22 protein-coding genes are annotated in these 18,809 nt (G+C 62.5%); 19 read left to right on the forward strand and 3 right to left on the reverse strand.

All coding sequences use genetic code 11. From position 1 onward, the window contains the following. Positions 1-20 precede the first annotated feature (20 nt). Both GE073_RS11080 and GE073_RS11085 read left to right on the forward strand, forming a co-directional pair. Positions 21-737, forward strand: coding sequence for a response regulator transcription factor (locus GE073_RS11080; RefSeq protein ID WP_028599809.1), 717 nt, complete (start codon positions 21-23; stop codon positions 735-737). A gap of 3 nt (positions 738-740) precedes the next feature. Then, positions 741-2,180 (forward strand): sensor histidine kinase, encoded by a 1,440-nt coding sequence (locus GE073_RS11085; RefSeq protein WP_101809027.1) that lies wholly within the window; start codon positions 741-743, stop codon positions 2,178-2,180. A gap of 142 nt (positions 2,181-2,322) precedes the next feature. Here GE073_RS11085 and serA read toward each other — a convergent pair whose 3' ends face one another. Together serA and GE073_RS11095 are read right to left on the reverse strand one after the other, a co-directional pair. After that, on the reverse strand, positions 2,323-3,915 hold the full coding sequence (gene serA / locus GE073_RS11090; protein ID WP_028599807.1) for a phosphoglycerate dehydrogenase: 1,593 nt from the start codon (positions 3,913-3,915) through the stop codon (positions 2,323-2,325). 417 nt (positions 3,916-4,332) lie between these two features. Next, positions 4,333-5,253, reverse strand: a complete 921-nt coding sequence (locus GE073_RS11095) for a hypothetical protein (RefSeq protein ID WP_101809028.1) — start codon at positions 5,251-5,253, stop codon at positions 4,333-4,335. Positions 5,254-5,315: 62 nt separating this feature from the next. Here GE073_RS11095 and GE073_RS11100 point away from each other — a divergent pair, with 62 nt between their 5' ends. Next, positions 5,316-5,909, forward strand: coding sequence for a CPBP family intramembrane glutamic endopeptidase (locus tag GE073_RS11100; protein WP_101809029.1), 594 nt, complete (start codon positions 5,316-5,318; stop codon positions 5,907-5,909). Between the two features lie 277 nt (positions 5,910-6,186). Next, a complete protein-coding gene (locus GE073_RS11105; RefSeq protein WP_153783465.1) occupies positions 6,187-7,101 on the forward strand; it encodes a metallophosphoesterase in 915 nt (304 codons plus the stop codon). Here GE073_RS11105 and GE073_RS11110 read toward each other — a convergent pair. Then, positions 7,098-7,736, reverse strand: a complete 639-nt coding sequence (locus GE073_RS11110) for a polysaccharide deacetylase family protein (protein WP_323744198.1) — start codon at positions 7,734-7,736, stop codon at positions 7,098-7,100. The genes GE073_RS11105 and GE073_RS11110 overlap by 4 nt on opposite strands. Here GE073_RS11110 and GE073_RS25960 point away from each other — a divergent pair. From GE073_RS25960 to der, 15 genes are all read left to right on the forward strand, one after another. After that, the gene (locus GE073_RS25960; protein ID WP_043111593.1) at positions 7,726-7,977 is read left to right on the forward strand and encodes a hypothetical protein; all 252 of its coding nucleotides are present in this window, start codon (positions 7,726-7,728) and stop codon (positions 7,975-7,977) included. The genes GE073_RS11110 and GE073_RS25960 overlap by 11 nt on opposite strands. Positions 7,978-8,206: 229 nt before the next feature. Next, positions 8,207-8,566, forward strand: a complete 360-nt coding sequence (locus tag GE073_RS11115; RefSeq protein WP_028599802.1) for a hypothetical protein — start codon at positions 8,207-8,209, stop codon at positions 8,564-8,566. A gap of 166 nt (positions 8,567-8,732) precedes the next feature. Continuing rightward, entirely contained in the window at positions 8,733-9,341 is a 609-nt protein-coding gene (locus GE073_RS11120; protein WP_028599801.1) for a genetic competence negative regulator, read from the forward strand. A 105-nt stretch (positions 9,342-9,446) separates the two neighbouring features. Continuing rightward, positions 9,447-10,142 (forward strand): glutamic-type intramembrane protease PrsW, encoded by a 696-nt coding sequence (prsW, locus tag GE073_RS11125; protein ID WP_028599800.1) that lies wholly within the window; start codon positions 9,447-9,449, stop codon positions 10,140-10,142. Positions 10,143-10,199: 57 nt separating this feature from the next. Beyond that, on the forward strand, positions 10,200-10,358 hold the full coding sequence (locus GE073_RS25050; RefSeq protein WP_164820118.1) for a hypothetical protein: 159 nt from the start codon (positions 10,200-10,202) through the stop codon (positions 10,356-10,358). A 71-nt stretch (positions 10,359-10,429) separates the two neighbouring features. Further along, positions 10,430-11,764, forward strand: coding sequence for a germination protein YpeB (gene ypeB / locus GE073_RS11130; protein WP_028599799.1), 1,335 nt, complete (start codon positions 10,430-10,432; stop codon positions 11,762-11,764). 123 nt (positions 11,765-11,887) lie between these two features. Next, a complete protein-coding gene (locus GE073_RS11135) occupies positions 11,888-12,538 on the forward strand; it encodes a flagellar brake protein (protein WP_028599798.1) in 651 nt (216 codons plus the stop codon). Positions 12,539-12,638: 100 nt separating this feature from the next. Beyond that, positions 12,639-12,893 carry a hypothetical protein gene (locus GE073_RS11140; RefSeq protein ID WP_028599797.1) on the forward strand — a complete coding sequence of 85 codons (255 nt, stop codon included), beginning with the start codon at positions 12,639-12,641 and terminating at the stop codon, positions 12,891-12,893. Between the two features lie 32 nt (positions 12,894-12,925). Further along, positions 12,926-13,639 carry a (d)CMP kinase gene (gene cmk / locus GE073_RS11145; protein WP_028599796.1) on the forward strand — a complete coding sequence of 238 codons (714 nt, stop codon included), beginning with the start codon at positions 12,926-12,928 and terminating at the stop codon, positions 13,637-13,639. Continuing rightward, entirely contained in the window at positions 13,629-14,210 is a 582-nt protein-coding gene (locus tag GE073_RS11150; RefSeq protein WP_028599795.1) for a lysophospholipid acyltransferase family protein, read from the forward strand. The genes cmk and GE073_RS11150 overlap by 11 nt, the downstream gene beginning before the upstream one ends. A 73-nt stretch (positions 14,211-14,283) precedes the next feature. Continuing rightward, entirely contained in the window at positions 14,284-15,537 is a 1,254-nt protein-coding gene (gene rpsA / locus GE073_RS11155; RefSeq protein ID WP_028599794.1) for a 30S ribosomal protein S1, read from the forward strand. A 101-nt stretch (positions 15,538-15,638) separates the two neighbouring features. Beyond that, the gene (locus GE073_RS11160) at positions 15,639-16,274 is read left to right on the forward strand and encodes a YphA family membrane protein (protein ID WP_153783467.1); all 636 of its coding nucleotides are present in this window, start codon (positions 15,639-15,641) and stop codon (positions 16,272-16,274) included. Positions 16,275-16,277: 3 nt separating this feature from the next. Next, entirely contained in the window at positions 16,278-17,204 is a 927-nt protein-coding gene (locus GE073_RS11165; protein WP_153783468.1) for a YIEGIA family protein, read from the forward strand. Further along, on the forward strand, positions 17,197-17,382 hold the full coding sequence (locus GE073_RS11170; RefSeq protein ID WP_028599791.1) for a capping complex subunit for YIEGIA: 186 nt from the start codon (positions 17,197-17,199) through the stop codon (positions 17,380-17,382). Before GE073_RS11165 ends, GE073_RS11170 begins: the two co-directional genes overlap by 8 nt. Positions 17,383-17,482: 100 nt before the next feature. After that, a complete protein-coding gene (gene der / locus GE073_RS11175; protein WP_028599790.1) occupies positions 17,483-18,805 on the forward strand; it encodes a ribosome biogenesis GTPase Der in 1,323 nt (440 codons plus the stop codon). The last annotated feature ends 4 nt before the right edge of the window (positions 18,806-18,809 follow it).

Genomic DNA, 18,809 nt, shown 5'->3' on the forward strand with positions numbered 1-18,809 from the left:
TACCAAAGGAGCCGTGCCGCATGAGTGAATACGTGCACCGCATCCTCGTCGTGGACGACGAGGAGCGGATCCGCCGCTTGCTGAAAATGTACCTGGAGAAGGAAGGCTATCAGATCGAGGAGGCCGATGACGGCGAGCAGGCGCTGCGGCTCGCTTCCGGCCAGGACTTCGATCTGATCCTGCTCGACGTCATGCTTCCCGGCATGGACGGCATCGAGGTATGCAGCCGCCTCCGGCAGATCAAGGCGACTCCGGTCATCATGCTGACCGCCAAGGGCGAGGAGATGAACCGCGTGCAGGGCTTCGAGGTCGGCGCCGACGACTACGTCGTCAAGCCGTTCAGCCCGCGCGAGATCATCTACCGCGTCAAGGCGATCCTGCGCCGCTCCTCCGCGACCGCGTTCCTGACCCGGGAGACTGCGGCGAGCAGCAACATCGTCTTCCCTCATCTGGTCATCGAGCATGACGCCCACCGCGTCACCGCGGGCGGACACGAGGTCAGCCTGACGCCCAAGGAATACGAGCTGCTCCATTACTTGGCGGTCAGCCCGGACAAGGTATTCTCGCGCGAGGAGCTGCTCAAGGACGTCTGGAACTACGAGTTCTTCGGCGATCTGCGGACGGTCGACACCCATGTGAAGCGGCTGCGCGAAAAGCTGAACAAGGTCTCGACGGAAGCGGCTTCCATGATTACGACCGTATGGGGCGTCGGCTACAAGCTCGAGGTGCCGAAGTAACCGATGCGCTGGCTGTGGAGAAGCGTCGTCGGCAAGCTGTGGATCACGATCATGCTGCTCGTGGCGGTCGTGCTGATCATTTTGGGCATGTTCCTCCTGCAGTATATCGATATCGCTTTTGACGAGCCGTTCCGGGTCAAGCTGCTGTTCGTCTACATCGGGATCATCGGATTCCTGCTGTCCACCTTCTTCGCGTTTTTCCTCTCCAGCAAGATCACGCAGCCGCTCCTGCAGCTGAAGGACGCGGCGAACCTGATCTCGGAGGGCGACTACCGCACCCGCGTGCCGATCCGCTCCTCGGACGAGATCGGCGAGCTGGCGGGCGCGTTCAACCGGATGGGGGCCGATCTGCAGGAGTTCTTCACCGATCTGAACCACGAAAAGGAGCATCTGTCGAGCGTGCTGCGCAGCATGGCCGACGCGGTGCTGACGATGGATGCCTCCGGGCGCATCGTCCTGACGAATCCGCCCGGAGAACGGCTGCTCGAACGGCTGCGCATGGCTGCTTGGGACGAGGAAGAGGATCGGGCGGCTGGCTCCGATGCCGCGCCGGGGCCGCTGCGGGAGCTGTTCCGCACCGTCATCGCGGAAGGCAGCGACCTCAGCGAAAAGCTGCAGGTGCAGGGCGGGGTCTGGTCCGTCGTCATGGCGCCGCTCAAGTCCGACGATACGGTGCGCGGAGTCGTCGCGGTGCTTCGCGACGTGACCGAGGAGCATCGCCTGGAGAAGCTGCGGCGGGACTTCGTCGCCAACGTGTCCCATGAGATCCGCACGCCGCTGTCCATGCTCCAAGGCTACAGCGAGGCGCTGCTGGACGACATCGCGGCATCCCCCGAGGAGCGCCGCGAGCTCGTCCAGGTCATCCACGACGAGTCGCTGCGGATGGGCCGCCTCGTCAAGGACCTGCTCGATCTGGCCCGCATGGAGGCGGGCCATGTGGAGCTCAGCCTCGGTGTCGTCGATCTCGATGCGCTGCTGCGCCGCGTCGCGCGCAAATTCAGCGTGTATACGGGAGATCGAGGCATCCGCCTGGAGGTAGAGGCGCCGGAAGCGCCGATCGTGCTTTTGCAGGCGGACGAGGATCGGCTCGAGCAGGTGCTGACCAATCTGCTCGACAACGCCGTGCGCCACAGCCCCGACGGCTCGCGCATCCGCCTCGCGCTCGGGATGAGCGGAGGGCAGGGGGGGCGGCAAGCGAGACTGGAGGTCGAGGATGAAGGGCAAGGCATCCCGGAGGAGGACGTTCCGTTCATCTTCGAGCGCTTCTACAAGGCGGACAAGGCCCGTAAGCGCGGCTCCTCCGGCGGCACCGGACTCGGCCTGGCGATCGTCCGCAACATCGTCGAAGCCCATCAGGGCAGCATTCAGGTCCAGTCCAAAATCGGACGAGGCACGACATTCACGCTGCTGCTGCCTGTCGAACCGAATCCGATCCTGTCTTGACACCCTTTTCGAAGGGTGTTTTTTTGTTGAAGCAGAGAGGCAAATCTTGTTGCATGTGGAACAAACGCGCGCATGGCCGCGGATGAAAGCGAAAAAAGTCCGTCCCCGCAGGGACGGACTTCGCAGCCATTGATCGAGCGGCTTAGTAAAGGATGACTTCCTTGGCGGTCTTGAGCTCGTCGAGCTGGATCATCTCCGCCAGCACCGCCTTCGGCACGCCTTTGTCGACGGTCAGCACCATGATCGCGGCGCCGCCCTCGACCTGGCGTCCGACCTGCATCGTCGCGATGTTGACATCGTTGGAGCCGAGCAGCGTGCCGATGCGGCCGATGATGCCGGGACGGTCATGATGCGAGATGAGGACGAGATGGCCGGACGGAGCGACGTCGACCGTATACCCGTTGACCTGGACGATGCGCGGGCCGTAGCCGGTCAGCAGCGTGCCGGCGACATGCGTCGTCTCGCCGCGGCTTTTCAGCGTGACGCTGACGAGGTTCGTGAAGTCTTTGGCCGTATGGGACTTGTTGACGACGACGTTGACTCCGCGCTCCTTGGCCAAATAAAGCGAGTTGATGATGTTGACCTGGTCGCTGCCCAGATGATGGGCGAGAATGCCCTTGACGATGTAGCGGGTCAGCGGCTGGGTATCGAGCTCGGCCAGATCGCCGGAGAAGCCCACGGTAATCTCGCCGAACGGACCGTCCGTGATTTGAGCGGCGAGCGATCCGAGCTTCTCGCCGAGCTCGAAGTACGGCTGGAGCTGGGTCATGACTGCGGCCGCTACCGGAGGCATGTTGACCGCGTTCAGGAACGGCTCGTCGCGCAGGATATGGAGCACTTGCTCGGAGACGTCGATCGCGACGTTCTCCTGGGCTTCGATCGTCGAAGCGCCCAGATGCGGCGTCACGATGATTTTCGGATGCGTGAGGAAAGGATGGTCCGCTGCCGGAGGCTCCACCTCGAAGACGTCGAACGCCGCGCCGGCGACGATGCCTTCGTTGACCGCGTCGACAAGCGCGTACTCGTCGACGATGCCGCCGCGCGCGCAGTTGACGATGCGCATGCCGCGCTTCATCACCTTGAACTGCTCCGCGCCGATCATGTGGCGCGTCTCCGGCGTCAGCGGCGTGTGCACGGTCATGAAGTCGGCGCCGCGCACGATGTCGTCCACGCTCGCGAGCTTGACGCCGAGCTTCTCCGCCTTTTCTTCCGTGAGGAAGGGATCGTAGCCGAGGATGTCCATGCCGAAAGCCTTGGCGCGCCGCGCGACCTCGCTGCCGATCCGCCCCATGCCCACGACGCCGAGCGTCTTGCCGCGCAGCTCGACGCCGACGAACGACTTGCGGTCCCACTGGCCGCCGACCGTCTTGGCGTACGCTTGCGGGATATGGCGGGCTACGGCCATCATCATGGCGAAGGTATGCTCGCATGTCGTGATGGTGTTGCCGTCCGGAGCGTTGATGACGATGACGCCCTTGCTCGTCGCGGCCGGTAGGTCGATGTTGTCGACGCCGACGCCCGCGCGTCCGACGACTTTGAGGGACGTGCCGGCTTCGAGCACTCTCGCGGTGACGCGGGTCTGGCTGCGCACGAGCAGCGCGTCGTACTCGCCGATGATGGCGACGAGCTCGTCCTCGCTCAGCCCGGGCTTCTTGTCGACCGTCACGTCCTCGGCGTCCATGAGCTGCTGGATGCCGAGATCGCTGATCGGATCGGATACTAACACTTTGAACATGGGGAATGCCTCCTAGCGAATGGTGGTTGCATACGGCAGGCGGGACGTCCCGGTAGGGGCGTCCGCGCCGGGTCATGCTATGGAAAGTGTATGCTGGCGAGCCAAGAAGAAAAAACGCCCGGCGTCATCGTGACCAGCCGGGACGGGTTCCTCTTCCGCGGCGCAGGGACGAGCTGTCCCATCCGCGTCCATCGCATACGGAAGCCGCCTTGATGACGGGGCTTCTGTATGGCTTCAATGCTTGTCCGTGCTAGAGCGCGATCGGCTGCAAACGCAGAATGCAGCGAGATCTGTCGAGAAACCGCGCATTCTGCAACCGAAGGCTGACCTTTACTATTCTAAAGCGGTGTTGTCCCAAATGCAATGAGAAAACTTGCTGGCCCTATAAATTTTAGCTATCATTCTTGCAGACCCGGATCAGCTTTCGGGCGGGAGGAAAAACGGAAGCTGCGGCAGCACCTCGGAGCCGTACAGCCGCGACTTGATCTGCCAGAAGTCGCCGCTGCGGACCGCGCCGGTGCCGCTCAGCAGCTCGACCGCGTCCTGGAAGCTCGTCAGGCCGAGCTTGTCGGCCTCGCCGGACTCGATCAGCTGGTCGACCGCTCCGGCCAGATCCTGCGGGAGGAAATCCCTCATCCGGCCTCGCTTGCTGAGCAGGTCGGCGACGAGCTTGTTCTTGACCGCGAGCGGGCTCGAGCTCCACTTGTCCAGGCTGACGACGCCGGCCAGCTCGGCCTGCCTCGGGATGGCCGAGCGCGTGGAGGACGCCCAGGCGAGCATGGCGGAATAATAGCGGTTCTGGCCGGAGAGCGAATCCGCCGTCGCCTGCTTGTAGTCCTTGTCCGCGCGCAGGGCGGTCAGGAAGCGCTCGGGCGTGCTTCCGGCGGCGGCGGATTTCTGATGCGAGGCCGCGTCGACGAAGCGGTCGAGGCTGCGCAGGTAGTCGGCGCGCGCCTCGGTCAACAGGCTTCCTTTCGCCTCCAGGGCGACCGCCTCGATCTCCTTGCGCTTTTTGGAGGCAAGCTCGCCGAGCTGCTCCAGCTGGCCGACCGACGGGGCGCTCGAGCGGGCTTCAAGACGGCTTTCCATCTTGAGCCATTCGCTCTGAAATTCACGGTAGGGCGAAAATACGGTATGATAAAAGGACACGAGATCCTGCTGCGTATAGGCGACTGCCGTCTTCGCCGCCGCAGCCTGGAGCGATTTGGCCTCATAGCGGGTTTCCGTACGGGCGGAGCCGACCTCGACACCGGCGAAAAACGCGCCGACCGCCAGGGCGAGCATGAAGATGAGGCCGAGCGAGAAAAGCATTTGATAGCGGTTCAGATGTTTGTCCATAGGAATTCTCCTTGCGATCGGTTGATTGTCGGCTGTGATTACTTCAAGACAGGCGGGACTTCATGAAAAAATTCGATATCCGCAACATCCGTGTCCGCAGCGTGTCGGTCGACGAGCTGTCGGACCGCATGCTGCTGCTCAACCTGTATGTCACACAAGCGGTTACCCTTGTTATCGGCTTGGCCTGGTGTTTTTTTCAGGGCCGCAATCCGCTGGCGCTGCTCGGGCTTCCATCCGACGCGCGCTTCCTCTACTGGGGCTTCGGATTCGCGCTTGCCGTGCTGGCGGTCGACCTGATCCTTTCGCGCTGGGTGCCGGAGGAGGCGGCGGACGACGGCGGCGTCAACGAGCGCATTTTCCGCTGCCGGCCGGTCTGGCATATCGCGCTGCTCTCGCTCGTCGTGGCGGTGTGCGAGGAGATGCTGTTCCGCGGTGCGATCCAGCATAGCTTCGGTCCGTACTGGACCAGCATCCTGTTCGCGGCGATCCATGTCCGCTACCTCAAGCATTGGATTCCGACGGGCCTCGTCTTCGGCATCAGCTACGGCCTCGGATGGATCTACCTGCAGACCGATACGCTCTGGGCGCCGATCGCCGCCCATTTCGCGATCGACTTCATCATGGGCCTCATCATCCGATTCAGGAGGGAAGCATGAGCCGGATCGAAAAATTCGGGCGCAGGAGGCCGCTCGACAGGGCGGCGTCAGCCCGAGAGGAAAGCCGCGCGGAGAGCGGGGCGCCAGGAGCAGGATTGCCGCCCCGCCAAAGCAGGCATCCATCGCTGCGGCCGAAGCTGTCCCGGCTGCTTCTGCGCGCCTTGCTTTTTTTGTTCATCGTCCTCTCCGGCTGCCTGTTCATCTGGGGCAGGAGCCTGTTCGTCGATCACTCGGAGCCGGCAGGAGCCGCGATCGGGAAAGGTATCGGTGCTGCGCCATGAAAATTGTGATAGGGGCCGTGCTTGCGGCCGCGCTCGCTGCCGCGGCGGCGCTGGGAGGTCGAGCTCTCGTCCGGACCATGCTGAAGGAGGCTGAAGGGACGGACATCGTGCCGGAGGACGTGCCGCTCGAACGGCTGCCGGCCGAACTGGAAGGGCTGCGGCTGCTGTTCATCAGCGACATCCACCGCCGCCAGCTCGAGCCGGATCTGCCGGAGCGGATCGAGGCGCTCGGAGGGGCGGAGCTCGTGCTGATCGGCGGCGACGTCCGGGAGACGGGCGTCAGCCTCGAGCAGGTGCGGTCGAACATGGCGCTGCTGCGGAGCATCGCCCCGGCCTATGCCGTCTACGGCAACCACGATTACGACGGCGAGATCGAGGAGCTGCGGGCCGCGCTCGAGCAGGAGGGAGTGCGCGTGCTCCGCAACCGGCATGAGTACGTCGCCGTGCCCGGCCGATCGGCCTTCCGCCTCGCGGGGACGGACGATCCCCGGACGAAGCGCGACCGTCTGCGCGAAGCGCTTGACCTGTCCGATGAGGCGGCGACGGCCTTCTCGCCTCGCCCCGAGCCCGGCGGATCGATGCCGTTCACCGTGCTGCTCGCGCATGATCCGATTCTCGCGCATCGCAGCCGGCACGAGGGCATCGAGGCCGACCTGATGCTGTCCGGACATACGCACGGAGGCCAGATCATCCTGCCGCTGCTCGGCCCGGCGATGCGCAGCTCCAGCGTGCGCAAGTTCCGGGCGGGCTGGTTCGACTTGCCGGCGCCGGCCGCCGCGCGAAAAGCCGGACCTCGAAAGGTCCGGCTGCTCGTAAGCTCCGGATACGGCACCTCCAAGGCGCCGCTGCGGCTGAACTGCCCGCCGGAGATCCATCTGCTCCGGCTCGCGCGCTCCGCGGCCCGGAGCTAGCGGCCGGCCGGTGCGCCGGGGCGCTCGATCGTCGCGGGATCGATGAAGCCGTAGCCTTTTTCCTCGAGCTTGGTCAGCAAGGAGTCCAGGCCGTCGGCCGTCCACTGGAGCTCATGCATGAGGATGTTGGCGCCAGGGTGGAGCTGCGACAGCACCTGCTCGATGACGAGCTGAGGATCCTTCTTCGTCGCCTTCAGATCCCAGTCGAGCGATCCGTTCGACCAGGTCATGTACAGCATTCCTTCTTCCTTCGAGACCTGCTTGCCGACATCTCCGCCCGCTCCATGCGGCGGCCGGAAAAACTCCGGACGCTGTCCGATCGTCTTCTCCACGATATCCTGCACGTCGCCGAGCTGCTTCTGCACCTCGGCTTTGCTTTTTTTGCTCAGCACGACATGATCCCAGGAATGGTTGCCTACCGTCTGGCCGCGGTCGTGGATCAGCTTCAGCAGCTCGGGATGCTCCTCGACCCGATAGCCGTTGACGAAAAAGATCGCCTTGGCGCCGTGCTTGTCCAGCGCGTCCAGCATTTGCGTCAGCATGGCCTCTTCCTTCGGACCGTCGTCGAAGCTCAGCAGCACGACCTTGTCCGGAGCGTCGCCGATCGGAGCGAAGCGGAACGTCTTGTCGCTCATCCGGTACAGCGTCTCGGCCGTTTCGGGCGCGGGGGAAGGCAAGGCGGACGGCGACGGAGAAGCGCTCGGCGATGCGGAAGGCGACGGCGCTATGGTCGCCGCGGAGGCGGCGGGACTGGCGACAGAAGCCGCAGGGGACGCGGCCGGGCTGGAGGCCGGAGCTCCGCTTCCCTCGGAGCATCCGGCCAGCAGCAGCAAGGCTGCCGCGCCGCAGGCGGCAAGGCGCCGCGGCGCCGCGTAGTGACGATAGTTGGTCAAGAAGATTACCTCCAGATGCCTGATTGTGGAGCGGCGGCCGGCAGCTCGGCCGGTCACGCCCAAGATGCTCATTCTACCATAATAACCGACGCGCCGCCGCATGAAACCCGGTCGGAGAGGCAGCGGCATGAACCGGCTGCGGAATGGACAAGCTACCGGCATCAAGTCGAAGCGAAGACGCTCTTGCGTCTTACCCGAAGGAGGAGATGGCCTTGAGGCTGGGAAGTTTCATTGCTGGTGGAATCGCAGGCGCCGCAGCGGCGCTGTATGTCGCGCGCAAGCGTCCCGGATTGGCGGCGGCGGCCGGTGTCGCGGCCGGCCAGCTGTGGTCGGGCGTCGTGAGGAAGTCGATGGCGGGGGCGCTCCGTCAAGGGATGGGGACGATCGGCCGCTCAGCCAAGCCCGTCGCGCCGGAGCCGGCCGTGTCCGAGCGCCGGGCGGAGCCGGCCGCCGCCCATGCCGGCGACGCCCAGGCGTGGGCGCAGATCGCGGCGCTCGTAAGCAGCGATCCCGCGGTCAAGAAAGAGACCGACAAGCTGCTGGCGGAGGCCGGCGCCTCCATGCCGCATTGACTCTCCCGACAGCCGCCACGCCCTATGGGCGGGACGGCTGTTTTTTTGCCGTTCGGATGCATTCCTCCGCGGGAAATGGTAATATAGTCATATGGCACGTATGCCGCACCTTATGGCTTGTGCATCATACGCTGTTATATCCGATGCTGCAGAGGAGGATCCTGTCATGAAGATCGAACGGCTGGGGCAAGACAAAATTCGCATTTTTCTGACGTTCGACGACCTGCTGGAGCGCGGGATCCAGAAGGACGACATGTGGCGCGAGATACCGAAAGTGCACGAGCTGTTCAGCGAAATGATGGACCAGGCTTATTCGGAACTCGGCTTCGACGCCAACGGACCGCTGGCCGTCGAGGTGATCGCCATGCCCGCTCAAGGCATGGTCGTCATCGTGACCCGCGGCAAGGTCAATGTCAGCAGCAACGGCCGAATGGACGAGGACGAAGCGGACGAGGAAATGTACGAGATGGAAGTGACGCTGGAATCCAGCGACACGATCATGTATTCGTTCCGCGACTTCGAGGACGTCATCTCTGCCGCCAAGCAGCTGAAGGCTTCCGGATTGACCGAGGAGGGCAAGCTTCATTCCTACCACGGACGCTGGATTCTCGCCTTCGACACCGCCCAGGCGGATGCCGGCGTGCAGAACGCGATGATCGCGGTGCTGGCCGAATTCGGCGAGGCGACCTCCGTCACCTCCGCGGTTTTGGACGAATACGGCAAAGTGATCATGCCCGCCGACGCGGTCCGCGAGCTATGCCATCATTTTTCTTAACCATCCCAGCGACAATGAGCATTCGCGTTCGCCGGCCTGCCGGAGCGAGTGCTCCTTTTTTGTGCTGATCCTATAGCGATTCCCCCGAAGGAGGCGTGACGACGCTTGCTGCTGTTCTCCATCCTGACTGCCGCGATCGCGCCGGGAGTCGCGCTGCTGACCTATCTTTACCTCAAAGACCGATACGACAGCGAGCCGATCCATCTCGTGCTCAAGCTGTTCCTGACCGGCATGCTGATCGTCGTGCCTGTCATGGTGATTCAGCGAGGCTTCGAGCTGTGGCTCGGCAGCCATCCGGTGTTCTTCTCCTTCGGCCTGTCCGGCGGCGTAGAAGAACTGGCGAAATGGTTCGTCCTGTACCATATCATCTTCAACCATACGGAATTCGACGAGCCTTACGACGGCATCGTCTATGCGGCCAGCATCTCGCTCGGCTTCGCGACGCTCGAGAACATCCTCTATGCCGTGTACTACCCGTCCACCTTCACGACCCTCATGCTGCGCGCGCTGCTGCCGGTGTCCGGCCATGCGCTGTTCGGCATCATGATGGGCTATTATTTCGGCAAGGCCAAATTCGCCCCTCGACGCAGCGTTCGCGGCCTGCTGGCGCTGTCGCTCGCGCTCCCGGTCGTCTGGCACGGCCTGTACGACTGGATCCTCACCTCGGATGTCAGCGAGATCGCGTGGGGCATCATCCCGTTCATGGCGTTCCTCTGGATCTGGGGGCTCGTCAAGATCGGGCGCGCCAACGCGCGCTCCCCGTTCCGCATCGTCGGACGCGAGGAGGAGGTTAAGCTCTGACGGATCGGTCCATACTGCGAATAGAGAGGACCGATCGCGAAAGAGAGGAGGCATGTCATGGAGGAGGCGAGAGTCAAGGTGAGCATCCGCTGCCGCATCTGCGGCGAGAAGTTCGTCCTGCGCGGCAGGAGGGACGGAGCGAGGGTGGACACCGGCTTCAAGCAATGCCTGTGCAACAACACCGACGATTTCGAAATCGAAGAAATGCCGATATGAGCGGTGCATAAAGCTCCTTTCCTCTACCCAAACTAACCCCAGGTTTGGCAGAAGAAAGGAGCTTGTGCTTTATGTACCAACGACTCAGCAGCGTGCTCTTTCCCGTCATGACGCTCCTGCTCATCGGCGCGGCCTACTGGGGATATCAAGAGCATCAGGAAAAGAATTCGATCCTCATCAAGGCCGAGAACCAATACCAGAAAGCTTTCCACGATCTGAGCTATCACATGGATCGGCTCCATCACCAGCTCGGCACGACGCTGGCCGTCAATGCCGGCTCGCAGAACTTCCAGCGCAAAAGCCTCGTGAACGTCTGGCGGCTGACGAGCCAGGCGCAAAGCGAGATCAACCAGCTGCCGGTCCGGATGCTGCCGTTCCAGAAAACCGGCGACTTCCTGTCCCATATTTCCAACTTCGCCTACAAGGCGTCGATGCGCGACCTGACCAAGCAGCCGCTGACGGACGGGGAGATGAAGACGATGCAGACGCTGTTCGACAAGTCGTCGGAAATCAACCGCGACCTCGAGCAGGTGCAGAACAAGGTGCTGCAGGACAAGCTCCGCTGGATGGACGTCGAGACGGCTCTGGCCGCCGACCGCCAGCAGTCCGGCAACGCGATCGTCGAAGGCTTCAAGACGGTCGACTCGAAGGTCGGCCAGTTCGATTCGATTGACTGGGGGCCGACGGTAACGAGCCTGTACGAGAAGCGGACCGTCAGCATGCTCTCCGGCAAGCCGGCGACGCCGGAGGAGATCAAGCGCAAAGCGGCCGAATTCCTCGGCCTCGGCCCGGACGCTCCGATCAAGGTGACCGAGAACGGCAAGGGCACGCCTTACGCCTCTTACTCCGCGATCGTCGAAAAGGGCAGCGGCAAGGACATCGCGATGGATTTCACCTACCGCGGAGGCGACCTGCTCTGGTTCGTCAAGCCTCGCGACATCGCGGACAAGAAGCTGAAGCTGGCCGAGGCCAAAAGCGGCGCCGCGAAGTTTCTGGACAAGCACGGATACAAGGATATGGAAGCCGTCACCTACGACGAGTTCGGCAACGAAGGCGTATTCACCTATGTCGCCAAGCAGGACGGCGTGCTGCTTTATCCGGACAAGCTGACCGTCAAGGTCGCGCTGGACGACGGCGAAGTCGTCGGCCTGCAGGCAGGCGATTACGTCTACGCCCACAAGAAGCGCGACCTGGCGAAGCCGGCGCTCGCCGAGACCGAGGCGCGCAAGGGCTTGACCGAGGCGATGGGCGGCAAGGCCGGCCGTCTGGCGCTGATCAAGAACGAGGACAACGAGGAAGTGCTGTGCTACGAGTACAAAGGCAAGAGCAACGGCTTCACCTATCGGGTCTACATCAATGCCGAGACCGGCGCCGAAGAAGCGGTCGAGGAGATTCCCGAAGCCTGAGCGGCGCGCGTTCCGCCGCTTGCGAGCGGCCGGGTCCGCAGCCGGCCCGGCCGCTCCATTCCATCTGGCTCCCTTTCACCCGACATGCTATAATCATGGCATCAAGGGGAGGGGGGCCTTTTTTTGCTGCCTAGAATCAACGATTTCCTGTTCATCCAGGTCGCTTCCTCCGACGAAGAGGAAGCCCAGTCCGTCTACAAGTCCAGGGTGGCGGATGAGGACGCGGATTCCTTGTACATGGAGATTCCGATTCATGAGCCAAGCGGCAAGCTCCGCAAGCTGTATCTGGGAGACGAGCTGTCCATCTTCATCATCAGCCCGGACGGAGTCAAGCATTATTTCAATTCCTACGTGACCGGCTATCGCGACGACGTGCTGCGCCTCGTCCGCATCCGCAAGGCGGAGGAGAGCAGCATGACCCGCATCCAGCGCCGCAGCTACCTGCGCGTGCCGGCCGAGCTGGAGCTGGCCGTGAGCGCGCGCGGACAGAATCGCTTCATCGGCATCACCGACGACGTCGGCGGCGGAGGCATCTCGTTCTATTGCGAGGCCAGCCGGCTGCTGGAGACCGGCATGGAGCTCGAGTGCTGGCTGCTCGTCCCGTTCAAGAACGGCGTCGTGGAGCATGCCTTCTTCAAAGGCGAGGTGATCCGGGCCAAGATGCTCGAGAACGGACGCAAGCAGGCGATGGTCAAGTTCACGACGATCTCCGAGCCAGACCGTCAGAAAATCATCCGCTGCTGCTTCGAGCGGCAGCTCGAGCTGCGCAAATAGGCCGGAAAGCTCCGGCGCCTTTCCCCGCATAGTTTTCCTTTTCAGGCACAAGCTAACAGCGGCGGCCCGGCACGCGGCGGGACGGCGGGAGGGGGAGAGGATGAAGCGGCTCGATGCGCCTACGGCTTGGCTGGCGGCGGCGGCAGCGGCGCTGCTCGCGGCGGCGGTGCTCGCTCAGGCTGGACTGCATGCGCTGGGCAGGCACCCTGGCTTCTCCGTCTGGAGGGCGGACGAGGGCGAGCGTCTCGGACAGTTGATTTGCGATAGGGCGCTAACCGTTTTGCATCCATCCGTTGACTGTGATATAATCGACGGGCAGGCAAAGCCTGCTTTTTTACTGATTTTGGATGACTAACGTAACCTAGATGCTGCTTGGAGGAACCGATCTTGACTATCCATCACGACGGGATGGACGAACGCATCAACATCGCGATCGACGGACCCGCCGGTGCCGGCAAGAGCACCGTTGCACGGAGCGTTGCCGAGGCATTAGGCTATATTTATATCGACACGGGAGCCATGTATCGTGCCGTGACCTGGAGCGCCAGGGAAGCCGGGCTGGATATCGAGAACGACGAAGCCGTGACCGCCCATGCCCGCAAGCTCGACATCCGGCTCGCGCCCGGCCCCGACGGGCAGGTCGTCCTGCTGGGCGGCGAGGATGTGACGAGCCGGATCCGCTCCAGAGACATCAATCTCCACGTTTCCCGGGTCGCCGCGATCGACGGCGTCCGCATCCGGCTCGTCGAGATGCAGCGGGCGCTCGCCTCCGCCAAGGGCGTCGTCATGGACGGCCGCGACATCGGCTCTCACGTCCTGCCGGACGCGGAGCTCAAGGTGTATCTGACGGCGAGCGTGCAGGAGCGCGCCCGCCGGCGCCATCTGGAAGCCGGAGACGCGCTCGGCATCTCGCTCGAGCAGATGGAGCGGGAGATCGAGGAGCGGGACCGCAAGGACATGGGACGGGCCGTATCGCCGCTGCTGCAGGCGGACGACGCGGTGCTGCTCGACAGCACGGGCATTCCGGCGGACGAGGTCGTCTCGAGAATCCGGGAGATGGCGCTCGAGAAACTGGCGGAGGCGAAGCAGGATGCTCTATGAATTTTGCCGAGGCGTCCTGAGAGGCGCATATGCCGTGCTGTTCCGGCTGAAGGCCGAAGGGCTGCAGCATGTTCCCGCGGACGGGCCGGTCATCCTGTGCTCGAACCACATCAGCAACTTCGATCCGCCTACGGTGGGGATCAAGCTCGACCGCAAGGTCCACTACATGGCCAAGGCGGAGCTGTTCGAAGTGCCGGTGCTGGGCAAGCTGATCCACGGTCTCGGCGCTTTTCCCGTCAAGCGGGGCGGCGTCAGCAAAGAATCGATCCGCACGGCGATCACCCTTCTGAAAGAAGGCGGCGTGATGGGGATCTTCCCGGAAGGGACCCGCAACAGCGGCGGGGACGCGGCCAAAAAAGGCGCGGCCATGATCGCCATGCGGAGCGGAGCGACCGTCATTCCGGTCGCGATCGTCGGCTCTTACCGATTGTTCGGCAAAACCCGCGTCATCTACGGTCCTCCGGTGGATTTGACCGAATTCATCCATTCTTCTTCCGGAGACACGCTGGAGCAGGTCACAGCCAAGATCATGAGCGACATCGCAAAGCTTCGCGAACGAGCATTGTTTTAATCCCTTATTCCTGATTCAACAGTGCAATTTGGGTTTAAATAAAGTTGGGGTATGAACTGAGGAGGTAATTTCGATGTCAGAAGAAACAAAAATCCAGGACTCTGTCCAAGAATCTCAGCAAGGTCTCAGCCAGGATGAGCTGGAGAACATCGTCACCCTGAAAAAGGGCGACATCGTAACCGGCACCATCGTGAAAGTCGAAGACAACCAGGCTACGGTAAGCCTCGGTTATAAATATGACGGCATCATTCCGCTGCGCGAGCTGAGCTCCGTTCAGCTGGACAGCGCGAACGACGCCGTCAAGCTCGGCGATGAGCTGACCCTCAAGGTCATCACGATCGATGACGAGAAGGAAAAGCTGCTGCTCTCCAAAAAAGCAGTGGACGCAGAAAAGTCCTGGGACTCCCTGCAAGCGCAGTTCGAAGCCGGCGAGGTTCTCGAAGTGACGGTTGCAGACGTAGTCAAAGGCGGTCTTGTCGTTGACGTCGGCGTACGCGGATTCATTCCGGCATCGATGGTCGAGCGTCATTTCGTCGAAGACTTCAAAGACTACAAAGGCCGTACCCTGAAAGTGAAGATCAAGGAAATCGACCGCGAGAACAACAAAATCATCCTCTCCGCCAAAGAAGTTCTGGAAGCGGAATTCGAGCAAAACAAGCAAAAGGTCATGGACAGCCTGCAAGTGGGCCAAGAGCTCGAAGGCACGGTGCAACGCCTGACTCCGTTCGGCGCATTCGTCGACATCGGCGGAGTAGACGGACTGGTGCACGTATCCGAAATGTCCTGGCAGCATGTGGCGCATCCGAAGGATGTCGTCTCCGAAGGCCAAGCGGTACGCGTGAAGGTGCTTAAGCTGGATCCTTCCGTCGGCAAGATCAGCCTCAGCATCAAAGCCGCTCAGCCGGGTCCTTGGGAATCCGTGAACGGCCAGTTCAAGACGGGCGACATCGTAACGGGTACGGTTCGCCGTCTCGTGAACTTCGGCGCGTTCGTCGAGATCGCGCCTGGCGTCGAAGGTCTCGTGCACGTTTCGCAGATCGCTCACCGCCATGTGGCTACGCCGCAGGAAGTGCTCAAGGAAGGCCAAGAAGTCAAGGCAAAAATCCTCGACTTCAATCCGTCCGAGAAGCGCGTCAGCCTGAGCATCAAAGAAACGGAAGAAGCTCCGGAGCAAGCTCCTCGTTCCGAGCGTCCTGCTCGCGAGCGTTCCGACCGCGGCGGCTTCAAGGAGAAGATCGACAATCCGAACGTCTCCCTGAGCAACCAAAGCATGAGCTTCAACCTCGGCGAGCGCTTCGGCGACAAGCTGAGCAAGTTCAAAAACTAATCGTCATTTCCAAAAGCCCTGTTTCGCCTTCTGGCGAAACAGGGCTTTGGCTGATAATCCCCCGCCGGTACGCGCATAATAGCCGGGTGGAGGTGAAGCCAATGGCGGCCATCAGCGATGGATTCGCAGCGGCGCAGGTCGCGCTCATCGGGCTCATATTGCTGGCAAGCGGCTGGAACAAGGAAGCGGCCGGCGGACTGAAGGCGAGGCAGGGAGCGGCGGCGCTGGCGGTGCTTTGCGCGCTCTCGCCCATATGGATTCCGCTGGGGAGCAAGCTCGTCGTGAACGGGGCGGCGATCGCTCTCGTTCTCTTTGCTCTCTGGACGCTGCAGCGGCATATCCGCGCATCCGACCGGCTTTATTTGCTCGGATGCGCGTTTTTGCTCGGCTTCCTGCTGATCTGGCTGGACAGCCTGTTTCTGGCTGCGCCGCAGCTCGTCCTCGCGCGCAGCGGCTGGGACGCGGCATTGATCGGCGGCGCCCTGGCCGCGCTGCTGTCGCTTCGGGCGCCGGCGCAGCTCGTCATTCTGACGGGAGCGGCGACGCTCGTCTCCCTTTATCCGCTGCTCGCCGACAGCTGGCAGGGACCGGTCGCCGTCGGCGATGCGGCAGGGTGGGATCGGCTTGCGCTGGCGGCTGCCGCCTGCAGGCTGTCCTCGCTGGCGATCGCAGCGGCCGCCCGCCAGCTCGCTCGCCTGCTGGCGGGGCGCGAACGACAACCCGAAAGAGAGGTGTAGCCGATGCTTCGCCAGATCCAGGACTATTTTGAAGCGAACCAGATGGTCGCCTCCGTGCTGATCGGCATCGGCTTCGGCGTCATTGCCCGGCTGCTGCTGCTGCGCTCCGACTATCGCCAGTACCCGACGTTCCCGCATGGCCAGATCATCCATCTGTCGCTCGGCTTCATCGCGTCCGCGCTCGGAGCGGTCGCGGTGCCGGCGCTGTACCAGAAAAACCTGACTGCGATCACGTTCCTGACCGTAGCCGCCCAGCAGTTCCGCGACGTCCGCAACATGGAGCGGGAGACGCTCTCGAAGATGGATTCGATGGAGCTCGTTTCACGCGGCACATCCTATATCGAAGGCATAGCGATGGTATTCGAGGGAAGAAACTATCTCGTCATCCTGGCGGCGATGACGGCTAGCTTAGGCTCGGTAGCGATCAACGTCTGGGCAGGCCTTCTGGGCGGGCTGCTTGCGCTCGCGGCGGTATGGAAGCTGCGCTCCGGCAAGTCGGTGTCCCATATCGCGGACGTGCAGGCCGGCGAGCTGCGGATGGACGGACCGGATCTGTACGTGGACGACATCTACATCATGAACGTCGGCCTGGAGGGCGACCAGCAGATCATCCGCGAGCGCGGTCTCGGCCTCGTGCTGGCTCCGCGCAACGCCAATGGACGGGTCACGCTGTCCAACATCGGCCAGCGGCAGGCGATCCTCTACGACCTGTCGACGATTCTCGGCGTGCATCGCGATACGGGCGAGCCGGCGCTGCTGCCGATGGCCAAGCTGGACATGGACTCCGGCCGGCTCGGCGTGTTCATCCTGCCGCATGAGAAGGACGAATCGAAGGCGCTTGAAATCGCGGGAAGGGTGCCGCTGCTGGAGACGGCGGTGCGCATGCCTTCCAAGGCCGGCGTCAACCAGGAGGCGAAGGACAATGGCTAGAATCGTGGCGGTCGTCAGCTCGAAAGCGGACGCGACGCTCGGCGGAGGCGCGCCCGTATTCATTGAAAACGAGCCGGAAAAAGCGGAGCAGACGGCGTTTCTGCTGGAGAAGATTCTCGATGCGAACGCTCATGACCTCAAGAATGGAAGCTACATCCTCGTCGACCATAAAGGCTGATCCGGTCTTTCGTCTTGCGGCGAGGAGCCTGAAAAGTTAGCCAACTCAGCTGTTTTTTGCTATGATGGAAGGCGTGAGAATTTTTGAGAGGGTGTATGTTATGGCAAGACCCGTAATAGCTATCGTGGGCAGGCCGAATGTGGGAAAATCCACGATCTTCAACCGGGTCATAGGCGACCGCCTGGCGATCGTGGAGGACAAGCCCGGCGTCACGCGTGACCGGATCTATGGAACCGGTGAATGGAATGGAAAATCCTTCAGTATCGTCGATACTGGCGGAATTGAATTGGACGGCGAAGACGAGATCATGAAATCCGTCCGCATGCAGGCGGAGCTCGCGGTCGAGGAAGCGGACGTCATCATCTTCATGGTGGACGCCAAGACCGGACTGACGCTGGCCGACGAGGAAGTGGCGCAGATGCTGTTCCGCTCCCGCAAGCCGGTCGTCGTCGCAGTCAACAAGGTCGACAACCATGGCCGAATGGAAGATATCTATGAGTTTTTCGGCCTCGGATTCGGCAGTCCGATCGCGATCTCCGGCTCGCACGGCACCGGCATCGGCGACCTGCTCGACGAAGCGGTGTCCAAGCTGCCGGAGCTCGAGGAAGACGGGTATGACGAGGATGTCATCAAGGTGGCCCTCATCGGACGCCCGAACGTCGGCAAATCGTCGCTCGTCAACGCGCTGCTCGGCGAGGAACGCGTCATTGTAAGCGATGTCGCGGGCACGACGCGCGACGCGATCGACACTCCGTTCGAAAAGGACGGACAGCGCTACGTGCTCATCGACACGGCCGGCATGCGCAAGCGCGGCAAGGTGTACGAATCGACCGAGAAGTACAGCGTCATGCGGTCGCTGAAGGCGATCGAGCGCGCGGACGTCGTGCTTATCCTGATCAATGCCGAGGAAGGCATCATCGAGCAGGACAAGCATATCGCGGGTTATGCCCACGAAGCCGGCAAGGCGTCGGTCTTCGTCGTGAACAAGTGGGACGCGGTGGACAAGGACGACAAGACGATGCAGCTGTTCTCCCAGAACATCCGCGACCACTTCCTGTTCATGACGTACGCGCCGATCGTCTTCCTGTCCGCCTTGACCAAATCGCGGCTGCACAAGCTGCTGCCGGTCATCAACCACGTCTCGGAGCAGCATGCGCTGCGCATCCAGACGCATCTGCTCAACGACGTCATCTCCGATGCCGTCGCGATCAATCCGCCGCCGACCGACAAGGGGCGCCGCCTGCGGATCAACTACGTCACCCAGGTCGCAGTGCGGCCGCCGACGATCGTCATCTTCGTCAACGCGCCGGAGATCATGCATTTCTCCTATGAGCGATATCTGGAAAACAAGATCCGCGCCGCGTTCAATTTCGAAGGCACTCCGGTCCGCTTGTTCACCCGCCGGAAGTCGGACGAGGATTAGGAGA

Source organism: Paenibacillus sp. B01 (assembly GCF_009649995.1).
GTDB classification, from domain to species: domain Bacteria; phylum Bacillota; class Bacilli; order Paenibacillales; family Paenibacillaceae; genus Paenibacillus_O; species Paenibacillus_O pasadenensis.